The organism is Streptomyces sp. NPDC014889, from assembly GCF_043081205.1.
Classification (GTDB): Bacteria; Actinomycetota; Actinomycetes; order Streptomycetales; family Streptomycetaceae; genus Streptomyces.
Genome location: NZ_JBIBWH010000005.1, coordinates 376,425 through 395,428, shown reverse-complemented (window position 1 = coordinate 395,428; position 19,004 = coordinate 376,425). Strand labels below are relative to the sequence as shown.

Below are 19,004 nucleotides of genomic sequence, written 5' to 3'. Positions count from 1 at the left end.
TCGGCGGCCGGGCGGGCAGGGCGCCGCGCCCGCATGTCCGCCCTACCCGTAGGACAGGTTGGAGCACAGGTCGTCGTCGGCCGAGCGGGCGTCCGCCGCCACCGACGTGGGCACGGAGGTCGGCCCGTCCGAGGCGCCGTCCTTGGCGGCCGCGAAGTCCTCGCCCAGGACCACGTTGATGCCCGGTCCCGTCAGGGCCTGGAACTCGGCCCCGGGAAAGAGCTTGGCGACCGTCTCGGCCTGCGCCTGCCGGCCGGGCCCGTACTGGATGAGGGTGTTGGCGTGGTTCTGGCTGCCCGCGTTCCCGGTGGAGGTCACGGTGAAGCCGTGGCCGGCGAGAGCGGCGGCGCCGCGGGTGGCCAGGCCGGGGGTGGTGGTGCCGTTGTAGACGCTCACGTCGATGCCCTTCCCCGGGCCGTCCCGGCCGGTGTCCGGGGACGGGGAGGCGTCCGCGTCGCCCTTCTTGCCCTTCTTGCCTCCGGCGTCCTTGCCGTCGATGGTGCGGTCGGCCCTGAGCGCGGCCCACAGTTCCGAGGCGTCCGGCTCCACGACGGCCACCCGCGCACCCTGATAGCGCCAGGGAATGGTAACGAACTTGGTGTTGTGCAGGTCTATGTTCTTCAACGACAGCGCGAACGAAAGCAGTTTGTCGGCCGAGCCCAGGCCGGGGTCCACGGTGAGCGACTTGGTCGCGGCGTCGGCGAGGGGCAGCAGCTTGGCCGGGGTGAGCCCGTCGGCCTTGACCTTCTTGATGAGACTGGCGACGAACGCCTGCTGGCGCTTGATCCGGCCTATGTCGGAGCCGTCGCCGATGCCGTGCCGGATGCGGACCCAGTCCAGCGCCTTCTGCCCGGCGACGGTCTGCTCACCCTTGGCGAACAGCACTGAGCCGCGGGTGGCCCGGTGGGGGTTGAGGTCCTTCTGGTACACGTCCTGCGGCACGCACACCGGCACCCCGCCCACCACGTCGGTCAGCGCGGCGAATCCCTTGAAGTCGACGACGACGGTGTGGTCCACCCGAAGCCCGGTGAGGTGCTCGACGGTGTTCTGGCTGCAGGCGGGGTTGCCCTCGACCGTGTTGCCCACGGAGTAGGCGGCGTTGAACATCGTGTCCTGCTGCGGCTCGGTCCAACTGCCGTCGGGGAGCCTGCAGGGCGGGATGGTGACCAGGGTGTCCCGGGGGATGGACACGGCGAGGGCGTGCCGGTGGTCGGCGTAGACATGCAGCAGGAACGCGGTGTCGGAGCGGCCTATGTCGTCCTTGCTGCCGCCGCCGAGGGCGTCGTTGCCGCCGACGCGCGCGTCGGAGCCGATGACCAGGACGTTCTCGCCCTTGGACGAGCCGGCCTCGGGCCGGTCGCCGGACAGGCCGTCGGCGCCGAAGGTGTTGATGTTGCCGTTGAGCTTCAGATAGAGCCAGCCCAGCCCCGCCGTGCCGAGCACCAGCAGGGAGAGCGCCATGATCAGGACGGTGCGTGCACGGCCGCGTCCGCCCCGGGCGCGGGAGGCGCGGCGGCGGGAACCACCCCGGCGCTGAGGCGGGACCTTCCCGCCCCTGCGGCGCGGAGGAGCGGTCTTGTGGCTGGTCGTCATGCGCGCACCCTCATCCGTCGTACTCATACAGGGGGGACGACTGGCCCCATCCAATGGTTGTACAGTTGCGCAATCTAGCAACAGTGGATGAGGGGCCCGGGCGACGGGGTGCGCGACCGGCCCGCACCCGGCTCCGGCGGGTGCGGTCAGGGGCTGGCCACGTCGAAGCCGTACCGCAGCGGCTCGCCCTTCGCGCGGGCGTCGCGGCGGTAGACGTACACCGCCTCCACGCGTACGCCGCCCTGCGGCGCCTCCGCCTGGCAGGGGAACGCCACCTGAAGCACCCACGGCCGCCCGGCGACCTTGACCCGCATCCCGTCCGCCGGCCCGCCCACGAGGACCGCGGCCTCCTGCCCCATCACGTCACCACCAGGTTCCATGGAGACAGTTTACGGGTTGCGCAACCGTTGACCCGAGGAGATCTCCCGTCCGCCGGGCCGAACCCATGATTTCCCCACCACCCTTGCCCGGCTGGCGAATTGGGGACCTGACCGGGGAGGATGGGCGGCGTGAACCAACCTGCCGACCTCGTCCTGGTCTTCGACCGGGACGAGGAACTCGCCGCTTTCCCCTCGCTCCCGGCCACGGAGGCCGGCCTCGAGGCCATCGACGTGGCGGACGGGGAGTACGCGGCCTTCACCGCCGAGGGGCGCCTCGTCGACCTGCGCGCCCCGGAGGGCGCGGAAGGCCCGGTCCTGGCCGCGCACACCGAGGAGGACGGCCGGGAGGACCTGGAACGCCACCTGGCCCGCTTCTGGGCCCGACACCCCGACCACACCCCGCTGAGCCCCGAGGACGCCGCCCGTCTGCTCCTGGACGGCGGACCGCGGGCCGTGCGTCGCGGACCGCGCCGCTCCTGGAACCCGTTCCGGCGCCACCGTGCGCCGCGCCCCTGACAGGGGCGGCCGATCACGATGGCGACTCGTTCCGCGCGGCCTGGGCCGCGCGCCCATTCACGCGTGCCGCGAACCGGCGACGCGCCACCGACACCGGAGCGCCGCGCTCAGGCAGACCGCTCCCGCGGCTCTACGGTTGCACACATGCGCAATTCAGAGAGTGTCCGCGCGGAGAAGCGCGCGCCGGCGCAGGGCGCCAAGGCGGCGCCCGGGCGCCGGCCGGCCCCGTCGCGGGCACCGGAGAAGGCGGCCGGGCCGCGGGCCCCGAAAGCGGCGGGGCGGCCTCGCGGCAGGGGCGCGGGACGGATGCCCGGGCTCGGCGCGGTCCGCGACCGCGCCCTCGCGCGGCTTCGGCGGGCCTGGGACCGGCCGCTCACCGGCTACTACCTGGTGGCGGGGAGTGCGGCGCTGATCGCCGGCCTGGGTCTTGTGATGGTGTTCTCCTCCTCGCAGATCCAGGCGCTGCGCTCCGGTCTGCCGCCGACCTACTATCTGCGCCGGCAGATCATGGCCGCTGTGATCGGCGCGGCGCTGACGCTGCCGGCCGCCCGTATGTCCGTGAAGGCGCACCGGTTACTCGCCCTTCCGCTGCTGGCCGGGTCCGTGCTGCTGCTGGCGCTGGTGCAGGTGCCGGGGCTGGGACAGACCGTCAACGGCAACACCAACTGGCTCGACCTGGGCGGGCCGTTCGTGTTCCAGCCCAGCGAGTTCGCCAAGGTCGCGTTCGTCGTGTGGGGTGCGGACCTGCTGGCCCGCAAGCAGCGGCACAAGCTGCTGGGCCAGTGGAAGCACCTGCTGGTGCCGCTGGTGCCCGGTGCGCTGCTGTTGCTGGGACTGATGATGCTCGGCGGAGACATGGGGACCGCGGTCATCGTGTGCGCCGTGCTGTTCGGTCTGCTGTGGCTGGCCGGGGCGCCGCCACGGCTCTTCGGGGCCGCCCTGACGGGCGCGGCACTCCTGGCCACCTTGCTGATCATGACCGCGCCGCACCGGGTGTCCCGGTTCGCCTGCCTCGGCGCGAGCGACCCGGGCCCGAACGACCAGTGCTGGCAGGTGGTGCACGGCCTCTACGCGCTGTCGACGGGCGGCCTGTTCGGCAACGGCATAGGCGCCAGCGTGGAGAAGTGGGGTCAACTGCCCGAGCCGCACACCGACTTCATCTTCGCCGTCACCGGGGAGGAACTGGGGCTTGTCGGCACGCTGTCCGTACTGGCCCTGTTCGCCGCGCTGTTCGCGGGCGGCCTGCGCATCGCCGCCCGCCACAAGGACCCGTTCGTCCGCCTGGCGGCCGGCGGCATCGTCACCTGGCTCGGGGCGCAGACCTTCATCAACCTCGGCGGCGTCCTGGGGCTGGTGCCCGTAGCGGGCGTACCGCTGCCGCTGTTCTCCTACGGCGGCAGCTCACTGATCGCCACGCTGTACGCGGTGGGGCTCCTGCTCGCCGCGACCCGCAGCGAACCGGCGGTCCACGCGGCGCTGGAGGGCCGCGGGCGCCGCATGCGCTCGGCTCTGTCACGCCGCCCCGGGCGCCGCCGCTGAGGCGCTGGAGTCAGGCGGGCAACGGGCGTTGCAGACGAATGCCCTGGAGGATGCCCACGGCGACCCAGCCGGCGAACATCGACGAGCCGCCGTAGCTGACGAACGGCAACGGCAGTCCGGTGACCGGCATGATGCCGAGGTTCATGCCGATGTTCTCGAACGCCTGGAAGGCCAGCCAGGCCACGATCCCGGTCGCAACCACCGTTCCGTACAGGTCGGGGCAGGCGCGGGCGATGCGCAGCGCGCGCCACAGCACCACGCCGAGCAGGGCGATCAGCGCCCCCGCGCCCAGGAAGCCCAGTTCCTCCCCCGCCACGCTGAAGACGAAGTCGGTCTGCTGCTCGGGCACGAACTGCCCGGTGGTCTGCGCTCCGTGGAACAGCCCCTGGCCCAGCAGGCCGCCGGCCCCGATGGCGATCCTGGCCTGACTGGTGTTGTAGCCGACACCGGACGGGTCGAGGGCGGGATCGGCGAACGCGGCGAACCGGTTGAGCTGGTACTGGTCCAGCAGATGAAGCTGCCACACCGCCACGGCACCCAGGACTCCGGCCGCGAGCAGTCCGGTGACCCAGCGCGCCGAGGCACCGGAGGCGAGCAGCACCCCGAGCACGATCACCCCGATGCCCATGAACTGCCCGAGGTCCGGCGTGAGGAGGACCAGCAGGGCGGGTACGCCGGCCACCGCCAGGGACTCCAGGACGCTGCGGCCGTCCGGGTTCGGCCGGTCGCCCGTGTCCACCTTGGTGGCCAGCAGTACGGCCATGGCCAGCACGATGGCGACCTTGACGAACTCCGCGGGCTGGATGGACATCCCGCCGACCATGATCCAGCGGCGCGACCCGTTGATCGTGGCGCCCAGCGGAGTCAGTACCGCGAGGACCAGCAGGAGCGTGACGCCGTAGAGGACGGGGACGAGGTCCCGCAGCCTGCGCGGGCCGAGCCACATGGTGCCGACGGCCAGGGCGATCCCGATGGCGACGTTGACCAGATGGCGTGTCAGGAAGGCGTAGGGGTCGCCCCCGGTCAGGTGAGTACGGCCCCGGGTCGCGGAGTACACCAGCAGCGCGCCGAGCACCGACAGCGCCAGCGCCGCAGCCAGCAGCGGCCAGTCCAGCCGCCGCAGGACCGTACCGAAGGCCGTGCGCGGCCGCGGCCCCGCGCGCAGGCCCGCCGCCCGAGTGGTCCGCGGTCCCCTGACCCCGCTTCCGACCTCCATCGCGGCTCTCCTTCACTCTGGTTCGTCCTGGTTCGTTCCGATCGCGCACCGGCAGGCCGTCCCCTGGGTACGCGCGGCATGGCACGTCATCATCGCCCACTTGCGCAATTCGTTGATTGAAGCACGCCGGGGCGTGACGCGATCACCAGCCCCGCCCGTGGTCACACCTGCTCAGCAGGCTCTACGCTGGCCCCTCGTGAAGGACTCCGTGACCACCGACGAAGGCGCCTCGCGGAACCGTCTTCGCGCCGCCTCCTACCATCGCGTGCCCGCCGTGGCCGGTTACCTGTGCCTGCTCGTGGGCGTGCTCGACATCGCGGGGGCGATCTTCCCCCGTATGCGGCACGGGCGGGTGCACACCCTGGCCGTGGCCCTGCCCGGGGCCGTGTCCACCGTGGCGACCGCCGCCTCGCTGATCGTGGGCGTGCTGATGGTGATGCTCGCGCACGCCCTGCGGCGCCGCAAACGACGGGCCTGGCGGGCCGTGATGGTCCTGCTGCCCACGGGCGCGGCACTGCAACTGCTGCGCTGGCACCAGCACGTGCCCGGCGCCGTCACGGTGCTGCTGTTCGTCCTGCTGCTCGTCGCCCGCCGGGAGTTCTACGCGCTGTCCGACCCGCGCACCCGGTGGCGGGCGGTGTGGAACTTCCTCCTGCTGAGCGCCTTCAGCTTCGGCGCCGGGCTCCTGATCGTCGGCGCGCATCCCAGGAAGGTCGTCGCGGCCCCGCTGTCCGACCGGATCCAGCACGTCGCCTACGGGCTGATCGGCATCGAGGGACCGGTGCACTACTCCAGCGAGCGCACCTCCGACCTCGTGTACTTCTCGCTCGCCGGGCTCGGCCTGCTGACCGCCGCCACCACCCTCTACCTCGCGCTGCGCCCCTTCACGCCCGTACCCGTGCTGGGCGACGACGACGAACGGCGGCTGCGCACCCTGCTGGACCGGCACGGTGAGCGGGACTCGCTCGGCTACTTCGCGCTGCGCCGCGACAAGAACGTGCTGTTCTCCCCCACCGGCAAGGCGGCGATCGCCTACCGGGTGGTGTCCGGGGTGATGCTCGCCGGCGGCGACCCGATCGGCGACGTGGAGGCCTGGCCCGGCGCCATCAAGGAGTTCATGGACACCGCTGCCCGGCACGCCTGGGTCCCCGCGGTGATGGGGTGCAGCGAGACCGGCGGCGAGGTGTGGACGCGCGAAGCCGGCCTGAACGCACTGGAGATCGGCGACGAGGCCGTCGTGGACACCGACGCCTTCACCCTGTCCGGGCGGCCGATGCGCAATGTCCGGCAGATGGTCAACCGCATCGAACGGGGCGGCTACGCCTGCCGCATCCGCCGCGTGCGGGACCTGTCCGAGCAGGAGACGGAGGAGATCCGGGCGGCGGCGGCCGCCTGGCGCGGCACCGAGGTGGAGCGCGGCTTCTCCATGGCCCTCGGCCGCTTCGGCGAGGCCGGCGACGGCGACTGCGTGGTCGTCACCGCCCACAAGGAACCGGACGCCGGCGCCCCCGCGCCCGGCGGGGACATCCGCGCGGTCCTGCACTTCGTGCCCTGGGGCCGCGACGGGATCTCCCTGGACCTGATGCGCCGCGACCGCACCGCCGACCCCGGTCTGAACGAACTCCTCATCGTCAAGGCCCTCCAGCAGTCCCCCGGCCTCGGCGTCAGCCGGGTGTCGCTGAACTTCGCGATGTTCCGCGCCGCCCTCGCCCGCGGTGAACGCCTGGGCGCCGGACCGGCGCTGCGCGCCTGGCGCGGTCTGCTTCTGTTCCTCTCCCGCTGGTTCCAGATCGAGTCGCTGTACAAGTTCAACTCCAAGTTCCAGCCCCGGTGGGAGCCGAGGTTCCTGGTCTACCCCACGGCCCGGGACCTGCTCCGGATCAGTCTGGCCGCGCTCCAGGCCGAGGCGTTCCTCAACCTGTCCTGGCCCGCCCCTTGGCGGCGCGGGCCCCGGCGGCCGGAACCCGTGCCCGCGGAGGCGAAGCCCGCCGCGTTGGAGCCGCCCGCGGAACCGCCGGTACCCTAGTTGCATGGATGTGCAAGAACAGGGGTGGGACGCCGAGGCGGCGGACCGGGCGGTGGCGGTGCTCAAAGCGGTGGCGGACCCCTCCCGCTACCGCCTGCTGTGGGCTCTCAGCCACGGCGAGCAGCCGGTGAGCGAGCTGGCGCGGATGCTGGGCGCCCATGTGGCCGCGACGTCCCAGCACCTGGCCCGGCTCAGGTCGGCCGGCCTGGTGACCACACGCCGGGAGGGCACCCGCATCTACTACCGGGCCGCGGGAGTACGCCCCCTGCTGGAGGCCGCCCACCTCGCGGTCGGCGAAAGCGGCGACCCGGGAGCCGGCGGCCCCGGCGGCGAGGAGAACGCGCCCGCCCCCCGGCGGGCCACCGCCACCAGCCCGGCGCTCTCACGCCGCCCGGCCCTGGGCGGCACCCCGTGAGGCGTCGGCCCCGCGGTGCTCGCACGGGCTACAGCGCGCCCGTGGGTCCGGCCGCGTCGCCGGTGTCGTCGCGGCGGTACTCCTCGGGTCCGGCGTCGTAGGCGTACAACTCGGCGTAGCGGCCCCAGTCGGTGGCCGTCTCCAACTGCTGGTCGACCTGCTCGCTGGTGTAGTGATGGGCCAGCAGATCGCGGAAGAAGCCGGCCCGCGCGGTGCCGTCGGCCTTGCCGCGCACGCTGCCGGTGATCACCTTGACCAGCGGCAACTGGATCGCGGCCCGGGCGAAGATGGTCTTCGACTCCTGGACGTCGGCCCCGGCGAACGCGGTGCCGGTGTCGGTGAGCAGCAGGTCGTTGCCGCTGAACCCGGCGAACCCCAGCAGGTCCAGGGCGTCGACCTGGGGCATGAGGTCGTCGACCTCGAGGCCGAGGTCGTCGGCGAGACCGGCGAGGTCGCAGCGCCCGCCGCGGTGCAGCACCAGCTCCGCCAGACCCGACAGCCCGTCCACGCTCGCCTGCGGCAGCGGGGTGTTGGCCACCGTCCGCTTCTCCAGGTCGGCCTGCTCCTGACGACCGGGGGTGCGGCCCTCCTTCTGCCGGCCGGTCATGGTGCGGTAGACGCGGTCGATCATGTCCTCGAAGGCGGCGGAGTTGCGGTCGCGGGGCCGGTCCAGGCCGACCTCGAAGACTTCCCGGATGGTGCCGTAGGGGCGGGAGCCGAGCACCACGATCCGGTCCGCCAGCAGGACCGCCTCCTCGATGTTGTGGGTGACCAGCACGATGGCCCGGGTGGGGAACTGGCCGGACTCCCACAGCTCCATCAGCTCGCCGCGCAGGTTCTCCGCGGTGAGCACGTCCAGGGCGGAGAAGGGCTCGTCCATCATCAGCACGTCCGGCTCGACCACCAGCGCCCGGGCGAAGCCGACGCGCTGGCGCATGCCGCCCGACAGCTCCTTCGGGTAGGCGGACTCGAAGCCGTCCAGGCCGATCAGGTCGATGGCCAGACGGGCGGCCTCGGTGCGCTCCACGGGGTGCACGCCCTTGGCCTCCAGGCCGAGTTCGACGTTCTGCTGCACGGTCAGCCAGGGCAGCAGCGCGAAGGTCTGGAACACCATCGCCGTACCCGGGTTGGCGCCGGTCAGCGCGGCGCCCTTGTAGCTGACGGTGCCGGAGCTGGCCGGGACGAGTCCCGCCATGCAGCGCAGCAGCGTCGACTTGCCCGAGCCGGACTTGCCCAGCAGCGCCACGACCTCACCGGCGCGGATCTGGAGGTCGATGCCGGAGAGCACGGGCAGTTCGCCGTCGGCGCCGGCGTACGACTTCGTCAGGCCGACGGTCTCCAGCAGCAGCTCACCGTCGGCCGGGCGGGCGTTCTTCGTGACCTGGAGGGTGTTCATCGCCATGGCATGTCCAAGCTGTGGGGTGCGGAGTGCGGGGTTCGGATGGGGCCCGGGGTGCGGCCCGAAGGGGATCACAGGGAGTACCGGCGCTCGGCCAGCCGGTACAGGCGGCGCCAGAGGAAGCGGTTGAGGCAGACGACGTAGGCGCTCATCACGACGACGCCGGCGATGAGCTCGGGATGGTTGCCCTCCTCCGTGGCGCGGGCGATGTAGGCGCCCAGGCCCGTGGCGGTGAGCGTGACACCGCCGAAGGTGACGACCTCGGCGACGATGGAGGCGTTCCAGGCGCCGCCGGAGGCGGTGATGCCGCCGGTGACGTAGGCGGGGAAGATGCCGGGGATGATCAGCCGCCGCCAGCGCTGCCGGCCCCTCACCCCGAGGTCGTCCATGGCCTCGCGCAGGTCGGTGGGGATGGCCATGGCCCCGGCGATGGTGTTGAACAGGATGTACCACTGGGCGCCCAGGGCCATCAGGAAGATTCCGCCGATGTCGATGCTCAGACCGGTCCTGAGGAAGAACCACACCGCGAGCGGGAAGAGGAAGTTCGCCGGGAACGACGCCAGCACCTGCACCACCGGCTGGGCGATCCTGGTCAGCCGGGGCGAGAAACCGATCTTCACGCCGATCGGCACCCACACCACCGTGGCCACGGCGACCAGGACGGCGACGCGGGCGAGGGTGGCGAGCCCGAGCAGCAGCGGCTCGCCGAACACCCCGAGGCCGGTGTGGTCGTACAGGTAGAGGCAGAGGTCGACCAGGCCCCAGACGATCAGTCCGCCCGCCACCAGGCCGAAGGCGACGTCCCCCGCGCGTTGCCTGCCCCGCCGCACCACGAGCGGCCGGTCGTCGGTGCCGAAGACGCGCCCGGCCCGGCTGAGCGCCCGGCCGGCCGGGCGCAGCAGACGGCCGGCGAGCCGTGGCCAGTCGGAGCGGCGCAGGAAGTCCAGGACGACCGAGCGCTGCACCTCGCTGGCCTCGGACTGCTCGATCTTGAACTTCTCCGCCCAGGCGGTCAGCGGCCGCCAGAAGAGGAAGTTCACCCCGATCACCATGACCGCCATGGTGAGGATGGCGCAGCCGACCTTGGCCAGGTCGCCGTCGGCGATCGCGGCCCCGGCGTAGGAGCCGACGCCGGGCAGGGCGTAGTCGGTGTGGCCGAGGGTGACGGCCTCGGAGGCGACGAGGAAGAACCAGCCGCCGCCGAAGCTCATCATGCCGTTCCAGACCAGGCCGATCATGCCGGCGGGCAGCTCCACCTTCCAGAACCGCATCCACCGGGTGAAGCCGAACGATCTCGACAGCTCGTCCAGCTCGCGGGGCAGCGAGGTGAGGGAGTGGTAGAAGCCGAACGTCATGTTCCACGCCTGGGAGGTGAAGATCGCGAAGATCGAGGCGCACTCAAGGCCGAGCATCGTGCCCGGGAACAGGGCCACGAACCCGGTCACCGCCACGGTCAGGAACGCCAGCACCGGCACGGACTGGAGGATGTCCAGCGCCGGGACCAGGATCCGTTCCAGCCGGCGGCTCTTGGCGGCGGCGTAGGCGTAGACGAAGGTGAACGCCGTGGACAGGACCAGGGCGACGAACATGCGCAGCAGCGAGCGGGCGGCGTCGTAGGGCAGCTCGCCGACGCTGGTGTCCACCTTCGCGGACTGGCTGGTGGAGAACGAGACCGTGACCCCTTTCCCCACCCGCAGGGTGACGTACAGCAGCACCACCACCGCGGCGGCGACGACCAGATCCACCCAGGTCATCCGGGTGAGGCCGCCGGCGAACCGGGCAGGGAGCGAGGTCCGCGACCGCGAGGCGGGCGCACTCGTCCGGAACGACATCACAGGCACCTCCGACCGCGCTCCACCCGGACTACGGCACATGGGCGCCCTGGGGCGAGCGCACCGCGACGCGGCAGCGCTCGCCCCAGGGCCGGCATGACAGGGTACGGCGAGAAAGCGGCGAAAAGAGAAGGAAGGAAAAAGAGGAAAGAAAGAGGAGGAGAAGAAGAAAGCGGACGACCGGGGCGGCGGTCAGAGACTGCCGGAGAGGCCGCTCGGACTGGGTGGGTCGATGTCCACGAGTGCCTCCGTTCAGCCATGCGGTTCCGTCGGGGAGCACGCGCCTCGCGCACGGCGCGGCAGGCGGGTGCCGACAGGTAGTGTGCCGCTTATTGCGTCGATACGCAAATAGGGGCCCGGGGGCTCGATCGAGCCCAAGGTGTCAGGCGTCGCGCCGCCGCACCGACCACCAGCCCGCCAGCAGCGCCGCCGTCGCCCACAGCGCCGTCACCGCGAGGCCCGTCCAGGGGCCGAGGCCGCCGGCCGGCTGCTGGTGCAGGACCTGCTGCCCGGCCCGGTCCGGCAGACAGCCCGCGGCGCCCTCGGCGATGTCCCCGACCACGAAGGACACGATCAGGATGAACGGGATGAGCAGGCTGAGCACCGCGACAGCGCTGCGCAGCAGGAAGGTGAGCCCGGCGGCGAACAGGGCCATCAGCGCGAGGTAGATCCCGGCGCCGACGCAGGCCCGCAGCGCTCCCGGTGTGCCGAGGCCGATGGCGTACTCCCCCAGGAACGCCTGGCCCACGAAGAAGGTGGTGAATCCGGTCGCGAGCCCCACCGCGAGGGCGGCGGCGCCGACGACCGCCGTCTTGGCCGCGCAGAACAGGCCCCTGCGCGGCACGGCCGACAGGGAGACCCGCAGGGCGCCGTTCGCGTACTCGGACGAGACGGCGGTGGCCCCGAACGCGATGGCCGCGATCTGCGCGAAGTTGATCGCGTAGAAGGCTCCGAAGAGGAGGTCCTCGCCGCCCTCCGCCTCCGCCCTGCCGACGGTGGCGTAGACGAGCAGGGTGATGGCCAGGGTGGCGGCGAGGACCGCGACGAGCGAGCCGAAGCTCGCCCGCACCGACCTGATCTTGATCCACTCGGAGTGGAGAACGGCCGTGACGGACATGGTCACACCTCCTGGGCGATGGTCGGGGACGCGGCGGTCGCGGCGGTCGCCGCGGCGAACTCCGCCTCGTCCGAGGTGAGCGCGAGATAGGCCTGCTCCAACGAGGCCCGTTCATCGGTGAGTTCCAGGATCGGGATGCCTTCGCGGGCGGCGACGGCGCCGACCTGCTCGGCTCTGGCGCCCTCGACGACCAGCCGGCCGCCGTCGCCGTCCGCCACCGGGTGTCCCGCGGCCAGCAGCACGGACCGCAGCCGGGCGGGGTCGCCGGCGCGTACCCGGACCCGCGGGTGGCTGTGCTGTTCGATGAAGTCCTCCATGGAGGTGTCGGCCAGGAGCCGGCCCCGGCCGAGGACGACGAGGTGGTCGGCGAAGGCCGCGGTCTCGTTCATCAGATGGCTGGAGACCAGGACCGTACGGCCCTCCCCGGCGAGCCGGCGCAGCAACTGCCGCATCCAGACGATCCCTTCCGGGTCGAGGCCGTTGGCGGGTTCGTCCAGCATGAGGACGGGCGGGTCGCCGAGGAGCGCGGCGGCGACGCCGAGCCGCTGACGCATGCCGAGGGAGAAGGTGCGGACGCGGCGGCGGGCCACGGAGGCGAGTCCGGTCTCCTGGAGCACCTCGTCCACACGACGGGCCGGGATGCGGTTGCTGACGGCGAGGAGACGCAGATGGTCGCGGGCGGTGCGGGAACCGTGGGCCGCCTGCGCGTCCAGCAGGGCGCCGACGGTGCGCAGGGGCTCGCCGAGGGAGGCGTAGGGGCGGCCGCCCACGGTGGCGGAGCCCGCGGTGGGGCGGTCCAGGCCGAGGACGAGCCGCATGGTGGTCGACTTGCCGGCGCCGTTGGGGCCGAGGAACCCGGTGACCCGGCCCGGTTCGACGGTGCACGTCAGACGGTCGAGGGCCCTGGTGCCGCCGTACTCCTTGGTGAGGCCTTGCGCTTGGATGCTGGTCATGGCCTCATCGTGGCCGGGCGGGCGGGGGCCGGGCCTCCCCCGCCGGAGGAGACCGCCTCCCCGTGCGGGGGAGCCGCCGGTCCCGCCCGACCTGCCAGGATGGCGGCATGCCAGGACCGCTGTCGCCGCTCACCCGTGCGGTCACCTACACCCGTTGGCTCCACCTGCTGGTGGGGGCGATCGTGCCGATCGTCTGCGCCATGGTCCATCCCGGCCTGGTCACTCCGACGGCCGGCGACTGGGCACTGATCGCGGTCCTTCCCGTCCCGCTGGTCCTGGCCGCGGCCCTCGTGCCCTCGATGCGCCGTGCGGAGGGGCTCCAGGCGCGGCTGATGCTGTTCCCCGGGCCGCACGCGCGGGTGCGGCCCGGGGAGGATCCGGAGATCTCCGCGGCGCCGTCCGCCTCGTGGAGCGACCGGGCCAGGACGGGTGCCTGGATGGTCCTGCGCATGGAGGCGGGACTCGCGGTCGCCCTGGTGTCGGGCCAGTTGATGGCGCTCTCGCTGTCGCTCGTCGGGGCGGCCACCGGGGATCCCGGCGTCGCCGACCCGTTCCTTCAGGCTCCCGGGACCGGCTGGGGGTACGCCCTCCTCGTACCGGTGCCCGTGCTGGTGCTGCTCGCGGTGGCCGCCGCGGCGGGCGCCCTCATGGCCCAGGCCGCCCGCCGCCTGCTCGGGCCGTCGGTCAGGGAGCGGCTGTCGGAACTGGAGGAGCGCACCGAGCGGCTGCTGGAACGCAACCGCATCGCACGGGAGTTGCACGACTCCCTCGGCCACGCGCTGACGCTGGCCGTGGTCCAGGCGGGTGCCGCGCGGGCGGCCGCCGACCCGGAGTTCACCGACCGGGCGCTGGAGGCCATCGAGGAGACCGGCCGGGCCGCGCTGGAGGACCTGGAACAGGTTCTGCTCATGCTGCGGGACACGGGACGGCCGGCGGGACCCCGCCCCGCCCTCGGCGAGGCGGACCGGCTGCTCGAGTCCGCGCGGTCCTCGGGCGCACAGGTCGACGCCGAGGTGACCGGGCCGCTGGAGGACGTGCCCGGCCCGGTCTCCCGCGAGGGCTACCGCATGCTCCAGGAGGCCCTCACCAATGTGCTGCGGCACGCGGGGCCCGTCGACGTGCGCGTGCGCATCGCCGTGGAGCAGGCACGGCTGCGGCTGGAGGTGCGCAACCAACTGGCCGGGGCGGCGGCCCCGGCGGCCGGCGCGGGTGGCGGCCGCGGGCTGCGCGGGATCCGGGAGCGGGCGGCGCTGCTCGGCGGCGAGGCGCGGGCGGGGCAGGACGGCGGCGGGTGGCTGCTGCGCGTCGACCTGCCGCTGCGGTGATCTACGCTGACCGGATGCCGATCACCGTTCTGCTCGTCGACGACGAACCGCTCGTACGGGCGGGGCTGCGCGCCGTGCTGGAGGCGCAGCCGGACATCGAGGTGGTGGGCGAGGCGGCCGACGGGGCCGCGGTGATCCCCCTGGTGCGGCAACTGCGCCCCGACGTCGTCGCGATGGACGTGCGGATGCCGCTGATGGACGGCATCGAGGCCACCCGGGCCGTGCTGCGCACCGTGCCGAATCCGCCGAAGATCGTGGTGGTCACGACTTTCGAGAACGACGAGTACGTGTACGGGGCGCTGCGCGCGGGCGCCGACGGCTTCCTGCTGAAGCGGGCACGCCCGGCGGAGATCGTGCACGCGGTACGGCTGGTGGCCGCGGGCGACTCGCTGCTGTTCCCGGCGGCACTGCGGGAGTTGGCCGCCCGGTACGGCGAGGACCACGGCAACGCCGCAGCCCGGACGGCCATGGAACGGGCCGCGCTGACCGAACGGGAGGAACAGGTGCTGCGCCTCATGGCCCGCGGCCTGTCGAACGCGGAGATCGCCGCTCGCCTGGTGGTGGGCACCGAGACCGTCAAGTCCCATGTCAGCTCGGTCCTGACGAAACTGGGCGCCCGCGACCGCACCCAGGCGGTCATCGCGGCGTACGAGTCCGGGTTCGTCGCGCCGGGTTGAGTTCAGGACGAGCGGGTGGTCCGAGTTCGGCGGCCGCGGCCTCCCAGTGGGCCTCGTCCCCGGCCTCTCGCCTCCCTTCCGGGCTTCGCCGCCTCGCGGAGCCTGCTCCTGGCGGCGAAGCCCGGGGTGCCCGCGGTCACGGGGTGAGGTACGCCTCCACTTCGCTGAACTGGCCTGCCGGCCAGCCGGTGTTGGCGCTGACGGTCAGGCGGAGCCGGCGGAGGTTGGTGTTGCCGGGCAGGGACACGGTGGCCGTGTTGCCGGTGGCCGGGTCGAAGCGGTAGCCCTGGGAGCCGACGACGGTGGAGTAGGACGAGCCGTCGGTGCTGCCCTGCACGGTGATGGTCTGGGTACGGGCGCCCCAGGCCGACGACGGCGGCAGCTTCAGCACGAGTCGGCGGACGGCCTGGTTCGAGCCCAGGTCGACCGTCAACGACTGCGGGAAGGCGTTGTTGGTGGACTCCCAGTAGGTGTTGGCGTTCCCGTCGACCGCGTTGCCCGGGGTGTAGACGTCCTGGGAGCCGGTGGCGGTGGCCGGGCGGCCCTTGGCCAGGTTGCGGCCCGGGTCGGGGTCGGGGTTGCCCTGGCCGGGCTGCGGCCAGGTCGAGCAGTCCGACCAGGTGGTGTTCCAGCCGGAGTTGCCGCCGCCGTCGGTCACCGCGAAGCTGCCCGAGTTGGCCGGGTAGGGGCAGTTGTAGATGCCCGCCGCGCCCACGCCGGTGGCGGTGACACCGCGCAGGGTCGCCGCGCCCTGCGCCTCGGCCTGGACGACGACCGTGCCGGTGTTCTTCACGGTCGCGCCGTCCACGGTGACGCCCTTCACCGGGTAGCCGTGGCCGCCGCCCGACACGAACTCGAAGGCGCTGTACGGGCTGTCGGTGATCGTGGTGTTGGTGATGCGGACGGTGGCGTTGATGGCGCTGTCGTAGGAGTCGACGCGCAGCGCGCCCATCGGGTGGTTCCAGTTGGGATTCATCGCGCCGGCCCGCACCAGCGTGTTGCCGTCGACCGTGATGGTGCCGGCCAGCGGCGAGAAGGGGTCGAGGAACTTCTGATTGGAGATCGCGATGCCGCTGCCGAGGGCATTGGTGTCGGAGATCAGGTTGTCCTTCACCGTGATGTCCGTGCCGCCGTAGATCGCGATGCCGTTGGCCAGGTTCGGCTGCGAGATGGTGTTGTTCTCGAAGCTGCTGTTGGTGTCAGGACCGTACAGCGACCACATGGCGAGCGAGTCGTCGCCCTGGTTGCGCAGGAAGTTGTTGCGGACCTTCACGCCCTTGGCGGTGCCGTTGAGGTTGAGCCCGTCGGCGGTGGTGTCGAGGATGCGGCTGTTCTCGACGACGAGGTTGTCGTTGTTGCCGGTCAGCCACAGGCCGACCTTCAGATGCTGGAGCCACATGCCGGAGACGGAGGAGTTCGGCCCGAGCGAGCCGTTGACGAAGTTGTCGGGGCTGGAGTCGACGCGCTCGGTGACCTCGCCGATGACCGCGAAGTCCTTGATGTGCACGTTCCCCGCGGAGCTGGACTGGTCGATGAAGCGGGAGGCGTGCACGACCGAGTACCAGCTCCCCGCGCCCTGGAGGGTGACGTTCTGGACGCCGCCCAGGGAGGACGTGAGCCGGTAGTCGCCGGGCGGGATCCACACCACGCCGCCCTGCGCGGCGGAGATGGCGTCCCGGAAGGCCTGGGTCGAGTCGCCCTGGCCGCTGGGGTCGGCGCCCCTGGAGGTGACGGAGACCGATCCGGCGGGCTGGGAGGCGGCACCGGCGGCCTGCTCGAAGTCGGCGACGTCCACGGTGACCTGGACGTTCGCGGCCTCCACGGCGACCTTGTCGCCGGGCTGGACGTTCTGGCCGAGCAGGAGCCGCGCGTTGTCGAAGAAGTGGTGCGTTCTGGCGCCGGCAATCCAGCCGGTGTCGACGTAGGAGTACTTCGAGGTGACCGCGAGCGTCCTGCTCAGCTTCGTGCCGTTGACGTACACGTTGAGCGTGCCGGACTGGCCGTCGGGGACGCTGTAGGAGACGTTCACGGCGTTGGCGGCGCGCGGCACGGTGAACTCCACGCGCTGCCCGGAGGAGAGCCGGACGGCCTGGCGCCCGGAGGCCTCGGAGGCGAGCGTGCCCTGCGTGTAGTCGGGCCCGATCCTGGTCCCGCTGGTGGTGGCGGACTCGGCCTCGACGGAGGTGAAGGGGAGGGTGGCGCCCGCCGCGGCGTGGGCGGCGGGTGCGCCGAGGGTGACGAGCATGCCGGCGGCGAGGGCGACGCTCGCCCCGATGGCCGGCAGGCGCCGGGCTGATCCGGCCCTGGTGTTCGCGTGCATGTGCTGATCCCTTCGTGGTGGGGGGTACGGGGATAGCGCGGTGCGTCGCAGCGGGCGGGCTGCGCGGGCTCAGGCGCGCAGCCAGGCCGCCGTGTCCTGCGGAAGCCGGCCGGTCTCGTCCAACGGGCCGCTGCTCAGCAGGAGTTCTGTGTGGGTGGGGAGTTCGGCAGGGGTGTCGGCGAGGTTGACGACGCAGGTCGTGCCGTCGGCACGGGTGAAGGCGAGGACGCCCTCGGGGGCGGGCAGCCAGGTCAGGGGTGCGTCCCCGAAGGCCGGGCGGAGGCGGATCGCCTCGCGGTAGAGGGTGAGCATGGAGGAGGGGTCGCGCTGCTGCCGGTCGACGGCGTACGCGGGCCAGCCGGCCGGCTGCGGCAGCCACGGTTCCCCGCGGGAGCCGAAGCCGGCGTACGGCGCGTCGGCCGCCCAGGGCAGCGGGACCCGGCAGCCGTCGCGGCCGGGGTCGGTGCCGCCGGAGCGGAAGTGCATCGGGTCCTCGATGCGGTCGAGGGGGATGTCGGCCTCGGGCAGGCCGAGTTCCTCGCCCTGGTACACGTAGACAGCGCCGGGCAGGGCGAGGGACAGCAGGGCGGCGGCGCGGGCGCGGCGGGTGCCGAGGGCCAGGTCGGTGGGGGTGCCGAAGGCCTTGGCGGCGAAGTCGAAGCCGGTGTCGGCGCGGCCGTAGCGGGTGACCGTGCGGGTGACGTCGTGGTTGCACAGCACCCAGGTGGCGGGCGCCCCCACCGGGGCGTGTTCGGCGAGCGTCGTGTCGATGGACTCCCGCAGCCGTCCGGCGTCCCAGGGGCAGGACAGGAAGGAGAAGTTGAAGGCGGTGTGGAGTTCGTCGGGGCGCAGGTAGCGGGCGAAGCGCTCGGGGTCGGGCAGCCAGACCTCGCCGACGAAGACGCCGTCGTAGGCGTCGGCCACGGACCGCCAGGAGCGGTAGACGTCGTGGAGTTCGTCGCGGTCGACGAACGGGTGGGGGTCCTGGCCCTCGACGAGGTCCGGCAGCGCGGGGTCCTTGGCGAGCAGGGCGGCCGAGTCGATGCGGACGCCCGCGACGCCCCGCTCGAACCAGAAGCGCAGGATGTCCTCGTGCTCCTCGCGGACCGCCGGGTGGGCCCAGTTGAGGTCGGGCTGCTCGGGCGTGAACAGGTGCAGGTACCAGTCGCCGTCGGGCAGCCGGGTCCACACCGGTTCGGTGGAGCCGACGAACTGGGACGGCCAGTCGTTGGGCGGGAGTTCGCCGTCCTGCCCGCGCCCCGGGCGGAAGTGGAACAGCTCGCGTTCCGGGCTGCCCGGCGGCGCGGCGAGCGCGGCGCGGAACCACGGGTGCTGGTCGGAGACGTGGTTCGGTACGACGTCGACGATGGTGCGGATGCCCAGTTCCCGGGCCTCCGAGATCAGTTTCTCCGCCTCGGCGAGGGTTCCGAAGGCCGGGTCGATGGCCCGGTAGTCGGCGACGTCGTAGCCGCCGTCCTTCATCGGCGACAGGTACCAGGGGGTGAACCAGAGGGCGTCCACGCCGAGTTCGGCGAGGTACGGGAGCTTCGCGCGGACTCCGGCGAGGTCGCCGGTGCCGTCCCCGTCGCCGTCCGCGAAACTGCGCACATAGACCTGGTAGATGACGGCGGAGCGCCACCAGTCGGTCTGCTTGCGGGCATGGGTGGGCTGTCCCACAGTGCGTGCCTTTCTGTCG

Annotated in this window: 15 protein-coding genes; 6 read left to right on the top strand and 9 right to left on the bottom strand. The window is 72.5% G+C overall.

Translation table 11 applies throughout. The features are described 5' to 3' along the window. Positions 1 to 42: 42 nt before the first annotated feature. Positions 43 to 1,593, bottom strand: a complete 1,551-nt coding sequence (locus tag ACF09J_RS12355; protein WP_392305333.1) for an LCP family protein — start codon at positions 1,591 to 1,593, stop codon at positions 43 to 45. Positions 1,594 to 1,739: 146 nt separating this feature from the next. Then, the gene (locus tag ACF09J_RS12350; RefSeq protein ID WP_392305332.1) at positions 1,740 to 1,973 is read right to left on the bottom strand and encodes a hypothetical protein; all 234 of its coding nucleotides are present in this window, start codon (positions 1,971 to 1,973) and stop codon (positions 1,740 to 1,742) included. Positions 1,974 to 2,102: 129 nt separating this feature from the next. Here ACF09J_RS12350 and ACF09J_RS12345 point away from each other — a divergent pair, with 129 nt between their 5' ends. Beyond that, entirely contained in the window at positions 2,103 to 2,489 is a 387-nt protein-coding gene (locus ACF09J_RS12345) for a hypothetical protein (RefSeq protein WP_392305331.1), read from the top strand. A 144-nt stretch (positions 2,490 to 2,633) separates the two neighbouring features. Then, entirely contained in the window at positions 2,634 to 4,028 is a 1,395-nt protein-coding gene (gene ftsW / locus ACF09J_RS12340; RefSeq protein WP_392305330.1) for a putative lipid II flippase FtsW, read from the top strand. A 10-nt stretch (positions 4,029 to 4,038) separates the two neighbouring features. On the opposite strand, the gene rodA is transcribed toward ftsW, so the two are convergent. Then, the gene (gene rodA, locus ACF09J_RS12335) at positions 4,039 to 5,244 is read right to left on the bottom strand and encodes a rod shape-determining protein RodA (RefSeq protein ID WP_392305329.1); all 1,206 of its coding nucleotides are present in this window, start codon (positions 5,242 to 5,244) and stop codon (positions 4,039 to 4,041) included. A 196-nt stretch (positions 5,245 to 5,440) separates the two neighbouring features. Between rodA and ACF09J_RS12330 the strand changes: the two genes are divergently transcribed. Together ACF09J_RS12330 and ACF09J_RS12325 are read left to right on the top strand one after the other, a co-directional pair. Then, positions 5,441 to 7,270, top strand: a complete 1,830-nt coding sequence (locus ACF09J_RS12330) for a phosphatidylglycerol lysyltransferase domain-containing protein (RefSeq protein ID WP_392305328.1) — start codon at positions 5,441 to 5,443, stop codon at positions 7,268 to 7,270. Positions 7,271 to 7,274: 4 nt separating this feature from the next. Beyond that, positions 7,275 to 7,685 carry an ArsR/SmtB family transcription factor gene (locus tag ACF09J_RS12325; RefSeq protein WP_392305327.1) on the top strand — a complete coding sequence of 137 codons (411 nt, stop codon included), beginning with the start codon at positions 7,275 to 7,277 and terminating at the stop codon, positions 7,683 to 7,685. Positions 7,686 to 7,713: 28 nt separating this feature from the next. On the opposite strand, the gene ACF09J_RS12320 is transcribed toward ACF09J_RS12325, so the two are convergent. The 4 genes from ACF09J_RS12320 to ACF09J_RS12305 form a co-directional block, all read right to left on the bottom strand. After that, positions 7,714 to 9,087, bottom strand: coding sequence for a nitrate/sulfonate/bicarbonate ABC transporter ATP-binding protein (locus ACF09J_RS12320; protein ID WP_392305326.1), 1,374 nt, complete (start codon positions 9,085 to 9,087; stop codon positions 7,714 to 7,716). Between the two features lie 68 nt (positions 9,088 to 9,155). Beyond that, positions 9,156 to 10,916, bottom strand: a complete 1,761-nt coding sequence (locus tag ACF09J_RS12315) for an ABC transporter permease (protein ID WP_392305325.1) — start codon at positions 10,914 to 10,916, stop codon at positions 9,156 to 9,158. Positions 10,917 to 11,298: 382 nt separating this feature from the next. Then, a complete protein-coding gene (locus tag ACF09J_RS12310; RefSeq protein ID WP_392305324.1) occupies positions 11,299 to 12,033 on the bottom strand; it encodes an ABC transporter permease in 735 nt (244 codons plus the stop codon). 2 nt (positions 12,034 to 12,035) lie between these two features. Beyond that, positions 12,036 to 12,986, bottom strand: coding sequence for an ATP-binding cassette domain-containing protein (locus tag ACF09J_RS12305; protein WP_392305323.1), 951 nt, complete (start codon positions 12,984 to 12,986; stop codon positions 12,036 to 12,038). A 107-nt stretch (positions 12,987 to 13,093) separates the two neighbouring features. On the opposite strand from ACF09J_RS12305, the gene ACF09J_RS12300 reads away from it, so the two are divergent. Continuing rightward, positions 13,094 to 14,311 carry a sensor histidine kinase gene (locus ACF09J_RS12300; protein WP_392305322.1) on the top strand — a complete coding sequence of 406 codons (1,218 nt, stop codon included), beginning with the start codon at positions 13,094 to 13,096 and terminating at the stop codon, positions 14,309 to 14,311. A 14-nt stretch (positions 14,312 to 14,325) separates the two neighbouring features. After that, a complete protein-coding gene (locus tag ACF09J_RS12295) occupies positions 14,326 to 14,988 on the top strand; it encodes a response regulator (RefSeq protein WP_392305321.1) in 663 nt (220 codons plus the stop codon). A 136-nt stretch (positions 14,989 to 15,124) separates the two neighbouring features. On the opposite strand, the gene ACF09J_RS12290 is transcribed toward ACF09J_RS12295, so the two are convergent. Beyond that, positions 15,125 to 17,308, bottom strand: a complete 2,184-nt coding sequence (locus ACF09J_RS12290) for a discoidin domain-containing protein (protein ID WP_392305320.1) — start codon at positions 17,306 to 17,308, stop codon at positions 15,125 to 15,127. A 69-nt stretch (positions 17,309 to 17,377) separates the two neighbouring features. Beyond that, positions 17,378 to 18,985 carry a glycoside hydrolase family 13 protein gene (locus ACF09J_RS12285; RefSeq protein ID WP_392305319.1) on the bottom strand — a complete coding sequence of 536 codons (1,608 nt, stop codon included), beginning with the start codon at positions 18,983 to 18,985 and terminating at the stop codon, positions 17,378 to 17,380. Positions 18,986 to 19,004 lie beyond the last annotated feature (19 nt).